The sequence below is a fragment of the Exiguobacterium alkaliphilum genome (assembly GCF_018138125.1).
In the GTDB taxonomy this organism is placed as follows: domain Bacteria; phylum Bacillota; class Bacilli; order Exiguobacteriales; family Exiguobacteriaceae; genus Exiguobacterium; species Exiguobacterium alkaliphilum.
The window spans coordinates 1,992,998-2,009,636 of the sequence record NZ_CP073101.1; the positions used below are offsets into that span (position 1 = coordinate 1,992,998).

At 56.2% G+C, this 16,639-nt stretch carries 18 protein-coding genes; 1 reads left to right on the top strand and 17 read right to left on the bottom strand.

Translation table 11 applies throughout. From position 1 onward, the window contains the following. Nucleotides 1-28 precede the first annotated feature (28 nt). From nth to bshB1, 14 genes are all read right to left on the bottom strand, one after another. Nucleotides 29-685, bottom strand: a complete 657-nt coding sequence (gene nth, locus KB235_RS10300) for an endonuclease III (RefSeq protein ID WP_211780954.1) — start codon at nucleotides 683-685, stop codon at nucleotides 29-31. Beyond that, the gene (locus KB235_RS10305) at nucleotides 685-1,272 is read right to left on the bottom strand and encodes a DnaD domain-containing protein (RefSeq protein ID WP_211779599.1); all 588 of its coding nucleotides are present in this window, start codon (nucleotides 1,270-1,272) and stop codon (nucleotides 685-687) included. Before KB235_RS10305 ends, nth begins: the two co-directional genes overlap by 1 nt. Nucleotides 1,273-1,339: 67 nt before the next feature. Then, nucleotides 1,340-2,641: an asparagine--tRNA ligase gene (asnS, locus tag KB235_RS10310; protein ID WP_034809104.1), complete on the bottom strand. Its 1,302-nt coding sequence runs from the start codon at nucleotides 2,639-2,641 to the stop codon at nucleotides 1,340-1,342. Between the two features lie 20 nt (nucleotides 2,642-2,661). Further along, complete coding sequence (locus KB235_RS10315; RefSeq protein ID WP_034809106.1) at nucleotides 2,662-3,849, bottom strand: pyridoxal phosphate-dependent aminotransferase; 1,188 nt, start codon at nucleotides 3,847-3,849, stop codon at nucleotides 2,662-2,664. A 16-nt stretch (nucleotides 3,850-3,865) separates the two neighbouring features. Then, on the bottom strand, nucleotides 3,866-4,348 hold the full coding sequence (locus tag KB235_RS10320; protein ID WP_034809109.1) for a hypothetical protein: 483 nt from the start codon (nucleotides 4,346-4,348) through the stop codon (nucleotides 3,866-3,868). Then, nucleotides 4,345-4,530 carry a YpmA family protein gene (locus tag KB235_RS10325; protein ID WP_021067223.1) on the bottom strand — a complete coding sequence of 62 codons (186 nt, stop codon included), beginning with the start codon at nucleotides 4,528-4,530 and terminating at the stop codon, nucleotides 4,345-4,347. The genes KB235_RS10320 and KB235_RS10325 overlap by 4 nt, the downstream gene beginning before the upstream one ends. Nucleotides 4,531-4,593: 63 nt before the next feature. After that, nucleotides 4,594-7,404 carry an ATP-dependent DNA helicase DinG gene (gene dinG, locus KB235_RS10330; protein ID WP_211779600.1) on the bottom strand — a complete coding sequence of 937 codons (2,811 nt, stop codon included), beginning with the start codon at nucleotides 7,402-7,404 and terminating at the stop codon, nucleotides 4,594-4,596. A gap of 107 nt (nucleotides 7,405-7,511) precedes the next feature. Next, nucleotides 7,512-7,895 (bottom strand): aspartate 1-decarboxylase, encoded by a 384-nt coding sequence (gene panD / locus KB235_RS10335; protein WP_034809114.1) that lies wholly within the window; start codon nucleotides 7,893-7,895, stop codon nucleotides 7,512-7,514. A 5-nt stretch (nucleotides 7,896-7,900) separates the two neighbouring features. Further along, on the bottom strand, nucleotides 7,901-8,731 hold the full coding sequence (gene panC / locus KB235_RS10340; protein ID WP_211779601.1) for a pantoate--beta-alanine ligase: 831 nt from the start codon (nucleotides 8,729-8,731) through the stop codon (nucleotides 7,901-7,903). Continuing rightward, nucleotides 8,728-9,564 carry a 3-methyl-2-oxobutanoate hydroxymethyltransferase gene (gene panB / locus KB235_RS10345; protein ID WP_034809119.1) on the bottom strand — a complete coding sequence of 279 codons (837 nt, stop codon included), beginning with the start codon at nucleotides 9,562-9,564 and terminating at the stop codon, nucleotides 8,728-8,730. Before panB ends, panC begins: the two co-directional genes overlap by 4 nt. Before the next feature lie 211 nt (nucleotides 9,565-9,775). Continuing rightward, nucleotides 9,776-10,738 carry a biotin--[acetyl-CoA-carboxylase] ligase gene (locus KB235_RS10350; RefSeq protein WP_211779602.1) on the bottom strand — a complete coding sequence of 321 codons (963 nt, stop codon included), beginning with the start codon at nucleotides 10,736-10,738 and terminating at the stop codon, nucleotides 9,776-9,778. After that, nucleotides 10,711-11,850 carry a CCA tRNA nucleotidyltransferase gene (locus KB235_RS10355; RefSeq protein ID WP_211779603.1) on the bottom strand — a complete coding sequence of 380 codons (1,140 nt, stop codon included), beginning with the start codon at nucleotides 11,848-11,850 and terminating at the stop codon, nucleotides 10,711-10,713. Before KB235_RS10355 ends, KB235_RS10350 begins: the two co-directional genes overlap by 28 nt. Beyond that, entirely contained in the window at nucleotides 11,847-12,968 is a 1,122-nt protein-coding gene (gene bshA / locus KB235_RS10360; RefSeq protein ID WP_034815199.1) for an N-acetyl-alpha-D-glucosaminyl L-malate synthase BshA, read from the bottom strand. The genes KB235_RS10355 and bshA overlap by 4 nt, the downstream gene beginning before the upstream one ends. Further along, on the bottom strand, nucleotides 12,965-13,648 hold the full coding sequence (gene bshB1, locus KB235_RS10365) for a bacillithiol biosynthesis deacetylase BshB1 (protein WP_211779604.1): 684 nt from the start codon (nucleotides 13,646-13,648) through the stop codon (nucleotides 12,965-12,967). The genes bshA and bshB1 overlap by 4 nt, the downstream gene beginning before the upstream one ends. 113 nt (nucleotides 13,649-13,761) lie before the next feature. Between bshB1 and KB235_RS10370 the strand changes: the two genes are divergently transcribed. Next, a complete protein-coding gene (locus tag KB235_RS10370) occupies nucleotides 13,762-14,637 on the top strand; it encodes a YitT family protein (RefSeq protein WP_034815197.1) in 876 nt (291 codons plus the stop codon). A gap of 82 nt (nucleotides 14,638-14,719) precedes the next feature. On the opposite strand, the gene KB235_RS10375 is transcribed toward KB235_RS10370, so the two are convergent. From KB235_RS10375 to KB235_RS10385, 3 genes are read right to left on the bottom strand one after another with little or no spacing between them, the layout of a single operon-like run. After that, complete coding sequence (locus tag KB235_RS10375) at nucleotides 14,720-15,184, bottom strand: GreA/GreB family elongation factor (RefSeq protein ID WP_211779605.1); 465 nt, start codon at nucleotides 15,182-15,184, stop codon at nucleotides 14,720-14,722. A gap of 60 nt (nucleotides 15,185-15,244) precedes the next feature. After that, nucleotides 15,245-15,928 (bottom strand): zinc metallopeptidase, encoded by a 684-nt coding sequence (locus KB235_RS10380; RefSeq protein WP_034809132.1) that lies wholly within the window; start codon nucleotides 15,926-15,928, stop codon nucleotides 15,245-15,247. 38 nt (nucleotides 15,929-15,966) lie between these two features. Further along, a complete protein-coding gene (locus tag KB235_RS10385) occupies nucleotides 15,967-16,584 on the bottom strand; it encodes a DUF1405 domain-containing protein (RefSeq protein ID WP_211779606.1) in 618 nt (205 codons plus the stop codon). Nucleotides 16,585-16,639 lie beyond the last annotated feature (55 nt).

The window sequence follows — 16,639 nt, forward strand, 5'->3', positions numbered from 1 at the left end:
TGCCTCGTAGCAAGCTACGAGGCAGTTTTTATGTCGCTTTTACCGACTTCATCCGCTTCTTGCCTTCCCGGCACATGTGCAGGAGCGGGCACGTCTCACAAGCCGGGCGTTGCGCCTTACAGTGATACCGTCCAAAGAAGATGAACTGATGATGCAGCTGCGACCATTCTTCACGTGGGAATTTTTTCATGAGCGTGTCTTCGACTTGGCGGACGTTGTCTTTCCAGCGACAAATCCCGAGTCGTTTCGAGACGCGCTCGACGTGCGTATCGACGGCGAACGCCGGCTCATGGAACGCGACCGACAAGACGACGTTCGCCGTCTTGCGACCGACGCCAGGCAACGCCTCGAGCGACGCCCGGTCGTCCGGGACAATCCCGTCATGAAGCGTCACGATTTGCATCGATAGCGCCTTCACGTTCTTCGCTTTGTTCCGATACAATCCAATCCGTTTGATGAGCGACTCGATTTCTGAAACGTCGGCCGCTGCCATCGCTTCGACAGTCGGGAACGCCTCAAAAAGCCCTGGCGTCACTTTGTTGACGAGCGCGTCCGTCGCCTGAGCCGATAACGCGACGGCGACGACAAGCTCGAACGGATTGCGATGCGTCAGCTCACAGTGCGCATCCGGGAACATCTGTCGCATCGTGTCTGATACTTCGTTTAGTTGGGCCCGGGTCAACATCATTTGTTCCTCCGTTGATATTCGACGACATCCTCAAGCGACTGGACGTTATGGTCTTGCCAGACGCGCAAGATTTTATCCATGTACTTGAAATTCCGCACGTTCCGGAGTTTTGCTTCCCGAAGGGCGGCCAGCATCAACTCTTCGCTAAACCCGTCTTCGGTCAGCCAGCCGACGATTTGCTCGATTTCAAACGGGGTGATCGTCCCGAATTCGCGCTCGAACGTATGAATCAAGTTCTCATTCAACGCATGCGGCGTCTTGACGGTCACCGTCTCCTCCTCGAGCGCTTCGAACAACGGTAACAGGCTGTATCGTTCCACGTCAGCCGAGGCATCGATGGCAATCAATTCTTTTTGCAACAAACCGAGCAAGACGGCACGTGCTTCATGCTCGGCCACGTTCATCCGTTCCCCGAGCTCGCTCGGGAGCGGCATCTCGATACCTTCCCCGGTCAGTTCGAGCAAGTGGACGACGAGACAAAACTCGACCGGGCTAAGGTCCAGCCGGCGTGCGTCCGTGAACAATTTACGCGGGACGACGACCGGGCTCTGTTCGAACAGTTTGATTAGACTATGTGCATTCATGGCGCACATCCTTTCTAAACACATCAATCGGGGAAGACGTCAAACGTCATCCCCGATTCGGCGATTATTATGGGTGAATCCGGTTCAAAAGACGTGGGAACGGAATCGCTTCGCGGATATGCTCGATTCCGCTAATCCAAGCGACGGTGCGCTCGAGACCGAGTCCGAAACCTGAGTGCGGCACTGAACCGTACTTCCGGAGCTCGAGATACCAGTCGTACGCGTCCGTCTCATCGAGGCCTTCTTTGATGATTTCTTCTTTCAAGCGGTCATAGTCGTCTTCACGCTGTGAACCGCCGATAATTTCTCCGTACCCTTCCGGTGCGATCAAATCGGCACAGAGGACGAGATCCGGGTTCTCCGGGTCGACTTTCATATAGAACGGCTTAATCTCTTTAGGCCAGTGCGTGATGAATACCGGCTTGTCATGTGCGTTCGCGATGGCCGTCTCGTGCGGTGCACCGAAATCGTCGCCATACTCGATATCATCGAATCCTTCGGCTTTTAGGAACGTGATTGCGTCCGCATAACGGATGCGTGGGAACGGTGCTTGAACTTTCTCAAGCTTCTCCAAGTCGCGCCCGAGCAGTTCGAGCTCGTTGCGGCAGTTCTCAAGTGCCGACTTCGCCAAATACGAGACGTAACGCTCTTGAAGGTCGAGACTCATATCATGATCGAAGAACGCCATCTCAGGCTCGATCATCCAGAACTCGATTAAGTGACGACGTGTCTTCGATTTCTCGGCGCGGAACGTCGGGCCGAACGAGAAGACTTTTCCAAGCGCCATTGCCGCGGCTTCCATGTATAGTTGTCCTGTCTGAGACAAGTATGCCGGTTGACCGAAATAGTCCGTTTCGAACAACTCCGTCGTCCCTTCCGGCGCGCTTGACGTGATGATCGGCGGGTCGATTTTGACGAATCCTTCTTGGTTGTAGAACTCATACGTCGCCCGAATCAATTCGTTCCGTACTTTCATGATCGCGTGCTGGCGACGCGAACGGAGCCAGAGGTGACGGTTGTCCATCAAAAACTCCGTCCCATGCTCTTTCGGCGTGATCGGGTAATCGACCGATTCGGCGATCACTTCCATGTCTGACACTTCAAGTTCAAAACCGAGCGGCGTGCGGCCACCGTCTGACTTGACGTTCCCTGTCACCCAGACCGATGTCTCTTGCGTCACACCTTTGGCGAGTGCGAACAGCTCTTCGGCCACATCGGCTTTGACGACGACGGCTTGGGCGAACCCGCTCCCGTCCCGGAGCTGAAGGAACGCGATTTTCCCGCTCGAACGTTTATTGGCAATCCATGCACCGACGCGGACCGTCTGTCCTTCGTAATCTTTAAATTGGTTGATTGAAATAGTTGTCATTGTCGTTTCCATCCTTTCGCTTATCGAGCGTTCTCTTTAATGAAAGCTTCCACTCGATCGAGCGCTTCTAATACTCGCTTTAACTCCGTCGCATAGGAGAGTCGTACGTAATCGTCTTGACCGAAGCCAGAGCCCGGGACGAGCGCGACGAACGCTTCACCGAGGACAGCCTCGCACCAAGCGTCGACCGAGTCGTATCCGCTCATCGATGCCGCTTCTTTGGCGTTGGCGTATAAGTAAAATGCACCTTGTGGTTTCAAACATGTGATTCCTGGAATTTGAATCAATCGGTTATAGACGATGTCGAGGCGTTCCTCGAACGAGACACGCATCATCTCAACGTCATCTTGCGGCCCGTTATACGCTTCGACCGCGGCTGCTTGCGCGACGGACGTCGGGTTCGACGTCGAGTGCGAGGCGAGGTTCGTCATCGCTTCGATAATCGTTCGGTCACCGAGCGCATAACCGATGCGCCACCCTGTCATCGCATGCGACTTCGAGACGCCGTTGATGATGATTGTGCGTTCGCGCATACCCGGAAGTGTCGCAATCGAGACGAACCGGTCATCTCCGTAGACGAGCTTCTCGTAAATCTCATCGCTGACGACGAGCAAATCGTGGCGTTTGACGACGTCCGCGAGTTCTTCGAGTTCCTGTTCGGTATAGATCATGCCGGTCGGGTTGGACGGGCTGTTCAAAATGACCGCTTTCGTCCGATCCGTGATGGCCGCTTCGAGCGAAGCCGGCGTCAATTTGAACGACGTCTCTTCCGTCGTCTCGACGTACACCGGTTCCCCGTCCGCGAGTTTTACTTGTTCCGGGTAACTGACCCAGTACGGGACCGGGATGATGACTTCGTCCCCTTCATCAAGAATCGCTTGGAACAGGGCATACAAGGCATGCTTCGCCCCAGAGGCGACCATGACCTCGTTCCGTTCAAAGACGAGGTCACTGTCGCGCTTCGTCTTGTCGATAATCGCATCTTTCAATGCAACCGTGCCCCCTGAAGGCGTATATTTCGTATCGCCTTCCCGGGCAGCGCGGCAAGCCGCATCGATGATTCGGTCTGGCGTGTTAAAGTCCGGCTCGCCCGCCCCAAGACCGATGACGTCTTGTCCTGAAGCCTTGAGCGCTTTCGCTTTCGCCGTGATGGCGAGCGTCGTCGACGGCGTCAATTGTTTAACCCGTTTTGCCAATAGATGTTCCATCGTGATCCCCCTCTACTTATAACGACGCGTCCGTCAGTTCGACCCGTCGGATAAATTCTCCAGTTTGAAGCGTATAGTATGAATACGTGTATGACGCGTTCGCCTTTGTCACCACTTCGACTAAGGCACGTTCATCGAAGCCATATGTGCAGCTGACGAGTGTCCCGCCCGTCTCTGCGAGTGAATCGTTACAAATTTGATCCAAATCAACGTTCGTCACGTCACGGACGACAATCGGTTGTTCCTCATCGACCGGAACGAATAGGACGTTTTCTGCGTTCTCGAAGACGACGTAAGGTTCAGTGCCGTTATAGAGCGTCGCCCGATCGACTGTCACGCCTGCTTGCTCCGTCTCAAGACGTTCTCTTGCCTCGCCGATCATGGCATCTTTCACACGCTCGGTGTGGCCGATCGTGAACCAATACACACCACTAAAGACGATGACGACACCAATCAGTGCCGTCACGAGTGCGATCACTACTTTTGACTTACGTGTCATTCCGTCCGATAGATGGTGAACACCATCTCTTCTTTCTTCGGATCATTTACTTTTTTCTCTAACGCCAAACCAAACATTAAATCTTGGCCCTTGAGCGTCCGATTCAACAAGTCGACGATTTTATAGACGTCTGCGGTCGGCTCGATGCGAACGGTCGCGAGCGTTTCGATATTTGAATTCATGGTCCATCCTCCTTCGAACACTATACCCATCATTATAAAACGATAACTTCTTCATGCCTAGCGTTATCTGTCATTTCCTAGGCCGGTCTTCGCTTTGTCGTCCAAAAAAAGTTCAAGTTCTGCGAGCGCCGTCTCGATTGGTCCTTCGATTCGGTCGACGGCGGGCAGACTATTGAGGAATTGCTTGCCGTAACGCGTCGTCTCGACACGGCGGTCAAAGACGAAGATGGCGCCGTAGTCGTCTTTCGAACGAATCAACCGGCCGACCCCTTGTTTGAAACGGATGACGGCCTGTGGCAAGGACAGTTCAAAGAATGACGATTTTCCGGTCGCCTCAATCTTCTCACCCCGGGCTTGCATGACGGGCTGGTCCGGCGGTGCGAACGGTAGCCTGACGATGATGAGACACGTGAGCGCCTCGCCTGGGATGTCGACGCCTTCCCAAAAGCTAGCCGTACCGAACAAAATCGACTGATCGATGCGCTTGAACTGCTTCGTCAACCGACTTCTCGATCCGCCGCTGACACCTTGGGCGAGAAGCGTATATGCTTCGTCGAGTTGGTCTTTCACCGCCTCATGCGTCAGGCGTAGCAGTTCGTTCGAAGTGAACAACACGAGCATGCGCCCTTTTGTGACGTTGGCAATCTTTGCGATGGCGTCCGCGGTCTGTTCGACGAACTGTGGGAGCGGCACTTCATTGATGAGCGGGAGGTCGGACGGGACGAACAGCTTCGCCTGCCGTTTGAAATCAAACGGCGACGGCAAGACGACGCGCCGCACGTCTTCCCCGTCTAACCCGAGCCGACGCTCGATGAAGCCGAACCGTCCCGACACCGTCATCGTCGCCGACGTCAAAATCGTCGGCCGCTTGTTGAACAGCCGCTCGTGGAGCAACGGACCAATCTCGACCGGTTGCGTGTAAACCGAAGTCAGCTTTCGATTCGCTAGGTTCAGCTCGACCCAACTGACCGAGTCGTCATCCCGGGCGAGCATCGTCTCGAACAAGACGCTCTCGAGTTCGCGCACATCCCCGATGAACGCCTTGAAGTCCGCGATGATGGCCCGTTGCTTGAACGTCATATGTTCTTTATGTTCATCAAGAAGGCGGTGCATCTGCCGGAGCGACATCCGCAATGTCCGTAGTTTCGATTCGAGTCGTCTCGCCACTTCCCGAATCGGCTGGAAGGCGTTCCCTTCCCGTTCAAAGCGCACCGTTTGACGCGGCTCTTTCTTCTTGCCGAGCGAGTAAAGCGCCGTCAATAGGTCATCGAGCTCCGCGTCGACTCCTGCGAGCGCGACGTCCGTGTCACGGCTGAACGCCTCCGTCTCTTCTGACACCGACGTCAGATCGGCGAGTTGCAACAACCGTGAGTGAAACTTCCCATCGGCCCCGTACCCGAACCATTTGAACACACGGTCGAATTGGAGCGCATCGAACGTGACACCGAAATGATGGGACGCGACTTCCTCAACTTGGTGCGCCTCGTCAAGGACGAGCGGTGTATCGGTCGGCAAAATCCCGGCCTGATGCTGAAGGTCGGAGAATAAGAGCGCATGGTTCGTCACGATGATATCCGCCTCTTTCGAGCGCAAGACGGCCCTTGTGAAGAAGTCCCGGCCATACCATGGGTCGAAGCGCCCGAACTCCGAGGCCGCGTCCGCTTGAATCAACCGTTTGAACGAGGCAGGCCCTTGTGTGGCCGCTCCAGGTAGCGATAGCTCCTCTAGGTCGCCCGTCTCGGTCTCCGTCAACCAGACGAGCACCATCGCTTTGCACATCCCCGTGAGCAGTCCGTCCGTCTTTTCCTCGAGGACCGCCTCGAACTTCCGTAAATCGATGTAGTTGCGGCGACCTTTCAACAGCGTGAACGCCACTTCCGGGAATATCGCCTGTAAAATCGGCAAGTCCCGATTGAGCAGTTGTTCCTGCAATTGAATCGTATGTGTGCTGACGACGACGGGCCGCTTCGTCTCGAGGGCATGGTGTGCACTCGGGATGAGGTAGGCGAGCGTCTTCCCTGTCCCCGTCCCCGCTTCGACTAACAAGGTCGCCTCGTCGTCGAGCGCCTTGTAGACGTGCCGCATCATCTCGAACTGACTTTGCCGCGGTTCGAACTGATGGAACAATGACGGAAGCGTCTCTTCGATCGTCCGATGGAGGAACGGCTCGAACGGTTCGCGTTCGACCGCTTCGACGTGTGCGTCCGTCAGACGTCTCAAGGCAATCTTGCGATGAATGTCATAATTCGTTTCGTCATCCGGACGAATACCGACCTCGACAATCAACTCATCGAGTAACGGTTCGATGTTGCTCGTCCAAGACTCCGACAAGCGCCGGAGCTGTTTGAGCGTCACGACCGGCAGATCTCGGAGCCGTTCGATTTGACGGATGAACAGCTCTGCCGTAGCCTCGGCATCACTGAGCGCCCGGTGCGCATCCGTATGCACCAGGTCGAACGTGTCGGAGAGCGCCTCGAGGGCGTGACTTTCAAGGGTCGGGTAAAGGATTCGGGCCAGTTCGACCGTGTCGATGGCCCGTCCTTCAAAGCGCATATACCCGGCCTGCTCCAAACTTTCATTTAAAAAATTCAAATCAAACGTGACGTTGTGGGCGACGAAGATGCGCCCGTCTAACATCTTCCATATGTCGGGAATGACCTCTTCAAACGTCGGGGCATCCGCCACATCACGATCGGTGATCGTCGTCAACTGCGTGATAAAGGGTGGGATCGGACGACTCGGTCGAATCAAGGTACTGTAGCGCTCAATCACTTCACTCCCTTGTACGACTACCGCCGCGAACTCAATCAGTTCGTCGCCGGATTTAACGGAATGACCGGTCGTCTCTAAATCCACTATCACATAAGTGTCCATAACATCCATCCCATCTTCGGCACGCGCGTGCTTGCTATCTGTCTCATCTTACCATAGAACGAAAGACGAAAAAACGGGGACGCCTATACTAGACGCCCCCGTTCGCTTCACAATACTGTGTGTGCAATCTCTTCATAGAGCAATTGGTCGACCTCGTTGCGTTCGTTCAAGACGGCCACTTTCGGACGATGCATTTTCGCTTCTTCCGCCGTCATTTGACCATACGCCATGATGATGACGACATCGCCGACTTGGAAATGTCGCGCTGCGGCCCCGTTCAAACAAATGACGCCTGAGCCGCGCTCGCCTTTGATGACGTATGTCTCGATGCGGGCCCCGTTATGGTTGTTCGTGATGTGCACATGTTCGTTTTCCATAATGCCGACCGCATCCATCAAATCCTCATCGATCGTGATGGAGCCGACGTAATGCAAGTTCGCCTCGGTGACGGTCGCCTTGTGTAGTTTCGCGTGCATAAATGTTCGAATCATTCGATTCATCCTCTCTTCCAAATCACATTATCAATCAGGCGGGCCCGTTCGAACTGCACCGCCACGGCAATCAATAGTTCGGTCGATGCCGAGGTCGCCTCGGTCAACGTCGGATAGTCTTTCACTTCGACATAGTCGATCATGCTATTCGGAATGTTTTGCAACCGTTCCTCGAGTCGTGCCATCACGTCTCGGAGCGGCTCGCCGTCTTCAAGCGCGTCGTACGCATCGGTCAAGGCGCGGTTGATTTCGCTCGCATCCGTTTTTTCCACGTCTGACAGATAGACGTTCCGTGACGACTTCGCGAGGCCCGACGGTTCGCGAATAATCGCACAGCGACGAATCTCGACCGGGACGAAATAGTCGCGGACGTAACCTTCGATTAGAGCGACTTGTTGCGCATCCTTTAATCCGAAATAGGCGCGTGTCGGACGGACGAGATTGAACAGCTTCGATACGACGGTCAAGACGCCATCGAAATGACCGGGACGACTCGCCCCGCATAAGACGTCCGCGCCGGTCCGTACCGTCACCCGTGCCATATCGAGCGGATACATCGTCTCGGTCGTCGGATAGAACAACACGTCGACACCTGCCTCACGGGCGAGCGCCTCGTCTCGCTCAAAGTCACGCGGGTAACGGTCAAGGTCCTCGTTTGGCCCGAACTGGGTCGGGTTGACGAAGATGCTCATGACGACGAGATCGTTCTCGGCTTTGGCCGCCTCGACGAGACTGAGGTGTCCTTCATGTAAATAGCCCATCGTCGGGACGAAACCGATCGTCCCGGCGTCTGTCAACAGTTGCTGCAACGCGCTCGGTGTCGTGACGATGTTCATGCCTTGCCCCCGTAGAGCGTGTCGAGCAAAGACTCGTCCATCGTGAACGTGTGCCGCTCGAGCGGGAATGAACCGTCTTTCGTCGACTCGACATAATGGCGAATTGCCGTCGTCGCCACTTCGTTTACATCCGCATACGCCTCGACGAACTTCGGCAGCCGGTCGACTCCGTATTTCAAGATGTCGTGATAGACGAGCACTTGCCCGTCCACATCGGCACCGGCACCGATTCCGATGACCGGGATTGTAAGTGCTTCCGCAATCTTCTTCGCGAGCTGGTGCGGCACACATTCCAACACGAGCATCTTCGCACCGACGCGCTCAGCCTCGAGACTATCGGCAATCAACTGTTCGGCATCCTCAAGTGACTTGCCTTGTACTTTATAGCCTTCGAGCACGCCGACGGATTGCGGCGTCAAGCCGAGATGGGCAACACACGGCATGCCGACTTTCGTCAGCCGTTCGATCGTCTCGAGCACCTCGCCCGCTCCTTCGAGCTTGATGGCGTCGGCTTGGCCGTCTTGGAACAAGGATGCGGCCGCTTGGAGCGTCCGGTCAAAATCCCCGTGATAAGTCGCAAACGGCATATCGACAACGACGAACGTGTCACGTGCCCCGCGGCGTACCGCCTTGGCGTGATGAATCATGTCTGCCGTCGTTACCGGAATCGTCGAGTCATAGCCGAGCACGACCATCCCGAGCGAATCCCCGACCAAGATGATGTCGACACCAGCGGCCTCGGCGAGTTTTGCCGACGGATAGTCGTAGGCGGTCAACATGACCAATTTCTCTTCTTGTTTCATCTTTTTGAGTAGTGATGTCATCGTGTGCATAAGTTCTCCTCCTAAATGGGAGACAGGAAAGTAAAAGCGCCTTCTTATCGACAAGAAGGCGCACGAAAGCAAACTCAATGATTGAGTGTCCTTCTGTCCCTGTCAAAATGATCAAGGCAGACAATAAAATGTGAGTGACGGTCTGCAGTCCGGTACACTTCGCGAGCGATAGCGTCCGGCACATTCATTATAGACCACGCACCGCTTTCATTCAATCATTCCAAACCGCGATTTCCGCTGAGTAAATCGGTTCGACTCCGGCTTCCGTCTCAAGTAGTAGCGCGCCTTCTGGTGAGATGCCACGCATGACGCCAGTCTTCGTCTTTCCAGCCGTCTTTAAAGAGATGGTCTCGTTGAGATAGGCGGCGTTTTGGAGCCAATGTTCCTGGATTGGACGAAATCCCGTCTCAAGAAACAGCTCGTACTCGGACTCGAGATCTTCTAACAAACGAGCGAGCAATTCGCTCCGACGATGGATGACGCCTGTCTCTCGCTTCAGTGACGTTGCCCGATGAAGCAGTTCCTCTGGAATCGTGTTACCGTTGACGTTGAAGCCGAAGCCGAGGATGACCGCTTGTATCCGGTCGCCCTCGGTTTGCATCTCCGTCAAAATCCCGCCGATTTTCTTCCCGTTCAAGAGCAGGTCGTTCGGCCATTTGATCGTTGCGGCAATCCCTTCACGGTTGAGAGAGCGGGCGAACGCGCTCGCCGCCATGAGGGTCAACTTCGACGCGTCACGAATCGGCAAGTCCGGACGTAAAATGACGCTCGCCGCAATATTGACCCGGCTCGGATTGTACCATTGTCGTCCGAGTTGTCCGCGGCCGGCCGTCTGTTCTTCGCTGATGACAATCGTCCCTTCCGCCGCCCCTCGTTGAGCGAGCTCGTGGGCGATCCGTTGCGTCGTGTCGACTTGGTCGTACGCGTGAACGTGTTGCCCGAAACGGCCACGCCGGACGGAGACGAACGCCGTCTCATCGAAGCGGTCGTTCTGCTCAAGCAATTGATACCCTTTTCGTGGAATCGTCTCGATCGCGTAACCGTCTTGTTTTAACGTCTCGATATGCTTCCAAATAGCGGTACGTGAAATATTTAATTGCCGGGCCAACTCCTGCCCGCTCCAAACCGCCCCGTCTTGCAAGAGGCTCAAGACCTTTCCTCGTGTCGAAGCCATGCGCCTGCCTCCTTCCGTAAAATCGTCTCCTCGTTCGAGAGCTCGCCGTGGAGCACCACTCGTTCCAGATGGGCAAGTAACTGTTTAATCGTCGCGCCTTTCGCCCCGATGGCGATGGCGTCACGACCATCGAAACGAAGCTCACTGCGACGTTGAATCGGCAATGCCCGCTTCAACTCGAGGGCCCGGTCCGTCCGGCCTTCCATCCGTAAGTACGTGTCGAGCGTCGCCTCGGGCGTGTCGTAAATCGCGAACGTGTCGAGGCCGGTCGAGAGCAACCTAGCGAGCCGACTTGCTTCACGTTTGGTCGCGTTCGACCGTTTCCAGGCAGCGAGCCAATTCGCGTCACCGACATGGTGAAGGAAGAGCGCCCAGCCGCCGAGCGCGTTGACCGGTCTCCGGTCGTCGTCGATGACCTTTTCCAAGAGATGGCGATCCATATCCGGCAAGTGGGCATGAATCCCGGCCGCCATGAGCGACGAGAGCGCCCGCTTATAGGCCGGACCCGCCATCAGCTTCTCGAACTCGATGGCGATGCGCTCCATGGCGATATGGCGAAGCTTGTGCCCGAGCGCCGAGGCTGCGCGGACGAGTTCCTCGTCGAGTGTGAAGTCGAGCTGGGCCATAAAACGGAACGCCCGCATGATGCGGAGGGCGTCCTCGTCGAACCGTTCGTACGGGCTCCCGACGGTTCGGATGACTTTCGCTTCGAGGTCGAGCCGTCCGCCGAACAAGTCGACGACGTTGCCGTCGTGGAACGCCATCGCGTTCATCGTGAAATCGCGTCGGAGCAAATCCTCCTCGAGTGAGACGCCGAGGGCGACGTGGTCGGGGCGACGCGAGTCGGAGTACGTACCTTCCGAGCGGAACGTCGTCACTTCGAACGGGTGATGGTCTAAGATGACCGTCACCGTCCCGTGGTCAATCCCGGTCGGCACCGCCTTCGGGAAGAGCGCGAGCACCTCGTCCGGGAAGAGCGACGTCGCGATGTCGATGTCGTCCGGCAAATGTCCGAGCATATAATCCCGGACGGCGCCGCCGACAATATACGCCTCGCCGCCGCGGGCGTTAATCGTTTCGATAATCTGTTTTGCGTATTCCCACTCTGTCATACGCGCACCACCCGTTCATAAAGTGATTCGTAGGCGGACACGATATCGGCCGAAGCGAACTGTTTGGCCCGTTTCAACCCGTTTTCCCGTAACCGCATCTGTAGCGCCTTGTCGAGCAAGATGTTCTCGAGCGCTTTTGTCGCCCCGGCGACGTCACCACGGGCGACGACGAACCCTTCCGCCCCATCGGTGATCACTTCCGGCAAGCCGCCGGCGTCCGAGACGACCGACGGGATGCCCGTCGCCATCGCCTCGAGCGCGACGAGACCGAACGCCTCTTTATCCGATAACAGGACGTGCACGTCACTGATCGCTAACAGTTCCGCGACTTGTTCTTGCTTCCCGGCGAAGATGACGTCTTGCTCGAGCGACAACTCGCTCACTTGGCGGCGCATCGCCCCCATGAGCGGGCCGTCCCCGACGAGGAGCAGTTTCTTATCCGGCACGTCCATCCGGTCGAACGCTTCGAGGACGAGATCGATCCGTTTCACTTGGCGGAAGTTCGAGACGTGGATGACGACATGGTCCGATTCGGTCAAGCCGTAACGTTCCCGAAGTGACGAATCATCGAGCGGACGGTACACCGACTCGTCGATGAAGTTATGGATGACGTCAATCGACAAGTCGGACCCGATCCGTTCGAGCGTCTCTTGCCGCAGGCTATCGGACACGGCCGTGATGGCGTTCGATTGCCGAAGCCCGTATAGGATGGCCGGTTTCAGCTCCTCATCCTCCCCGAGGACGGTAATATCGGTCCCGTGTAGCGTCGAGACGATCGGGATGTTCGTCCCGGCCATCTCGCGCCCGAGCGCGGCACAGACGGCGTGCGGCACGGCGTAATGCGCATGGATGACGTCGAGACCGAACGCCTGGATGACGCTCGCGATCTTCGAAGCGAGCGTAATGTCGTACGGTGGATAGCGAAACACCGAATATTGATTGATCTCGACCTGATGGAACGTGATGTTCGGATGATACGCGTTCAATCGGAACGGGATGCTCGACGTGATGAAATGGACGTCATGGCCGCGGTCGGCGAGCTTCATCCCGAGCTCGGTGGCGAGAATGCCCGACCCCCCGACCGATGGATAACAGAGGACACCAATCCGGAGCTTCATGCGAGCCCACCCGCCTTCCTGACGGCGTAAGGCTTGACGGTCATCAAGCCTTCGGCGTACGTCGTCCCGATTAAACTGCCGAAATGCCGCTCCCGGGCCCGCACGCGCTCGATGTATTCATCTGTGAGCGGGGTGCGGACGCCGTCGACGGGCATGAATTGGCTCTCATACGCAGACAAGGCACGCAGCTTCGTCTCCATCGTCTCGCTGATGTCGATGCAGACGTCAGGCGTCTCGAGCGCGTTAATCATATATTGATAGACGCTGTCCGGTCGATACGCCGGCACGTCCGGTAAGTATTTACGAATCCCGGCGTTAAAGAGCGCCTCCTCGACGAGCCGGGCACAGGCCCGATGGTCGGGATGACGGTCGACGCCGTACGGATACAAGACATGCGTCGGACGCTCGGTCCGAATCAACCGGACGAGCGTCTCGATTTGGATTTCGTCCCCGGTCAGTCCACGGTCCGGGAACCCGAGATTGAGGCGACGAACCCCGAGCACGGCGTCGGCGTATCCCGCCTCGACGGCGCGCGTGTCGACGTCCCCGTTCGAGGACAGCTCGGCCCGCGTCAAATCGACATAGACGACCTCGATGCCGTCGCGTCTCCATTGGGCCGTCATCCCGGCGATACCGATCTCGATATCGTCCGGATGGGCCCCGATTGCTACTATTTTCATAATCAATCACCTCTTCTGTGAAAAGTATATCGGACTCCTCCGCGAATGTCATATGTAGAGGGTAGGCAATCGAGAGGTTTTTCGAGTACTCTAGGAAATGGGAGGTGAACGAAATGACGGTCCAGTTACCGATTCGTTTTCGCAATATTATCTTTATCTTAATTGGTTCTTTCATTTTTGCGTTCGGGGTGTATCACTTCAACGTACAAAACAATTTGGCCGAAGGTGGCTTCACCGGGATCACGTTGATTCTGCGCGGCTTGTTCGACTGGTCGCCCTCGATCACGAACTTGGCGCTCAACATCCCGCTCTTCTTCGTCAGTTATAAGCTGCTCGGGCGGACGACGTTCATCTATACGCTCATCGGGACGTTCAGTTTCTCGCTCTGGTACGCGCTCGTCGCCAAGTACTCGAACCTCGTCATCGATTTGACCGACGACATGGTGCTCGCGAGCTTGTTCGCCGGGCTCTTCATCGGCGTCGGCCTCGGCATCATCTTCAATAACGGCGGCACGACCGGCGGCGTCGACATCATCGCCCGCCTCGTCCAGCGCTATGTCGGATGGTCGATCGGGAAGACGTTCCTCGTCTTCGACTTCTTCGTCATCGTACTCAGTTTGACGTATCTCGACATCCGCGAGGCGATGTACACGCTCCTCGCCGTCTATGTCGGGGCTCGCGTCATCGATTCGATGCAGGAAGGAACGTACGCCGGCAAGGCCGCGATGATCATCAGCGACCATCGGACGGCGATCGCTGACGGCATCCACGCGACGATGAATCGTGGGACGACACGCCTCATCGCCAAAGGTGGCTACTCGAACAAAGAGCTCGAGGTGCTCTATGTCGTCGTCGGTCGCAACGAGGTCAACCGCCTGAAGACGATCGTCAAACAGATCGACCCGCACGCCTTCGTCACGTTCCATCACGTGTACGAGGTCGGCGGGGAAGGCTTCACGTTCGACGAGAATCGGGTCCCACTGAAGTAATCGAAACCTCAGAGACATCAAACAAGCCACCGGCAGCGAACTCGCTGCCGGTGGCTTGTTTTTTTAACGGTTGTTCGCCTCGTCATCTTTCGATTCGGACGATCTCAAAGTCGAGCGTCCCGCCCGGTGAAACGATTGAAACGGTTTGGCCGACGACGCCCCCGATTAACCCGCTACCGAGCGGCGACGTGTCGGCAATCGTGCCTTTCGCCAAATCGGCTTCGTGTTCACCGACGATGCGGTACGTCTCTTCATCCCCACCGGGTATCTCGCGGATGACGACGCGGCTGCCGAACGCGACGACGTCTGAGCGGCCCGTCTCGACAATGACGGCATGAGCGAGTAGCCGCTCGAGTTCGACGATCTTTGACTCGATCCGCGCTTGTTCCCGGACCGCGTCCATATACGTCACGTCTTCTCGAAAATCACAGAACTTCCGGGCCGCCTTGACGCGTTCGAGCGCCTCGCGCCGGCTGTCGCCTCGCAGCGTCTCGAGCTGTTCCTGCAAGCGGTGGCGCCCCGCTGTCGTCAATTGTGGTTGATGCATCGGTTGCTCCTTTCGAAAGCGAAATGAAAAAATCCCGTCACGTGGACGGGACTGATGATTCTACTCATCACGTGGCATGAAGACGATGAGCGCCAAACGGATGAGTTCCGCGACCGCGACGAGCGTGGCGGCGACATATGTCCAAGCTGCGGCGTTGAGCACTTTTCGTGCGCCTGACTCTTCGTTCGCCGTGACGATCCCGTGGCTCGTCAATTCGGCCATCGCCCGTTTCGAGGCATCGAACTCGACCGGAAGCGTCACGAGTTGGAACACGACCGCACCGAGCATCATGATGACACCGAGCTGAGCGAGTCCTAAGGCACCTAACAAGAATCCGCCGAGGAGGAGCGGGAACGACAAGTTCGACGTGATGTTGACGACCGGGACGAGACGATGGCGGACGCGCATCATCTTATAGTCGGTCGCATCTTGGATGACGTGCCCGATCTCGTGCGCCGCGATGGCTGCTGACGAGATCGTCGAGCCTTGATACACTTCACGTGACAAGCGGACGACTTTGTTGACCGGGTCGTAATGGTCGCTCATCAGTCCGTCGACCATCTCGATGCGTACATCGTTGACACCGTTTTGCTTCATGATGAAGTCTGCGACTTGCGCGCCGGTGACACCGCTTTGGAGGCGTTGCTGTAAAAATTTCTTATACGTACTTTTCACTCGCATCTGAGCCCATAGCGGGATGAGCATAATCAGTGCAAGATAGAAAATATAACCACCTAATGACATTTTCTATATCACCTCTGCGTGTATTTGATAGTTCAATTTTACATTCTCATGACCTTATTATCAAGTGAAGTGCGTAGGACGAGCACATATCCCACAAAAAAACACAATCCTGTCAGCCAAAACGACCCGTATCCGATCCACATGATATGTTCGGCGAGCGCGGGGTAACGTGGCCATTGGCCGAGCACATAATCGACGACGTCGTTATGGATGACCCAAACGAGCGTCAACACGAACGAGCGTATCGTCCACGTCATGAACGGGGCGTAAAGGAGCGCCTGGACGGCCATGGCGCCGTGCGACACCATGAGCATGAGTGCCATGAGCACCGTGAACGTGTCGGCATCACTACCGAGCGTCCGTAAAAACAAGACGTTCATGACGACGGCCCAGACACCGTATTTGATTAAAGTAATGAAGGCGAGCGTCTCTAGGAGTGGCGATCGCTTGCCGAAAATCCAAAGACCGAGCACGACCGTGAAGAAGAGCGAAGCCGTCGGACTATCCGGCACGAACGGCCAGTAGATGAGCGGCGTATCCCGCAGTTGTGGCTCGTACCAGATGTAACCGTAAATCGTACCGAGCAAGTTGATGACGAACAACACGCTGAGCACGGCTTTATGTCTCAAGAAAGGATACCAAACGTTATGTAACATGTTCAAACCGTCCTTTTTTCCTTATTGTAGCGCGAGCCGAAGGGAAAGTAAAAAC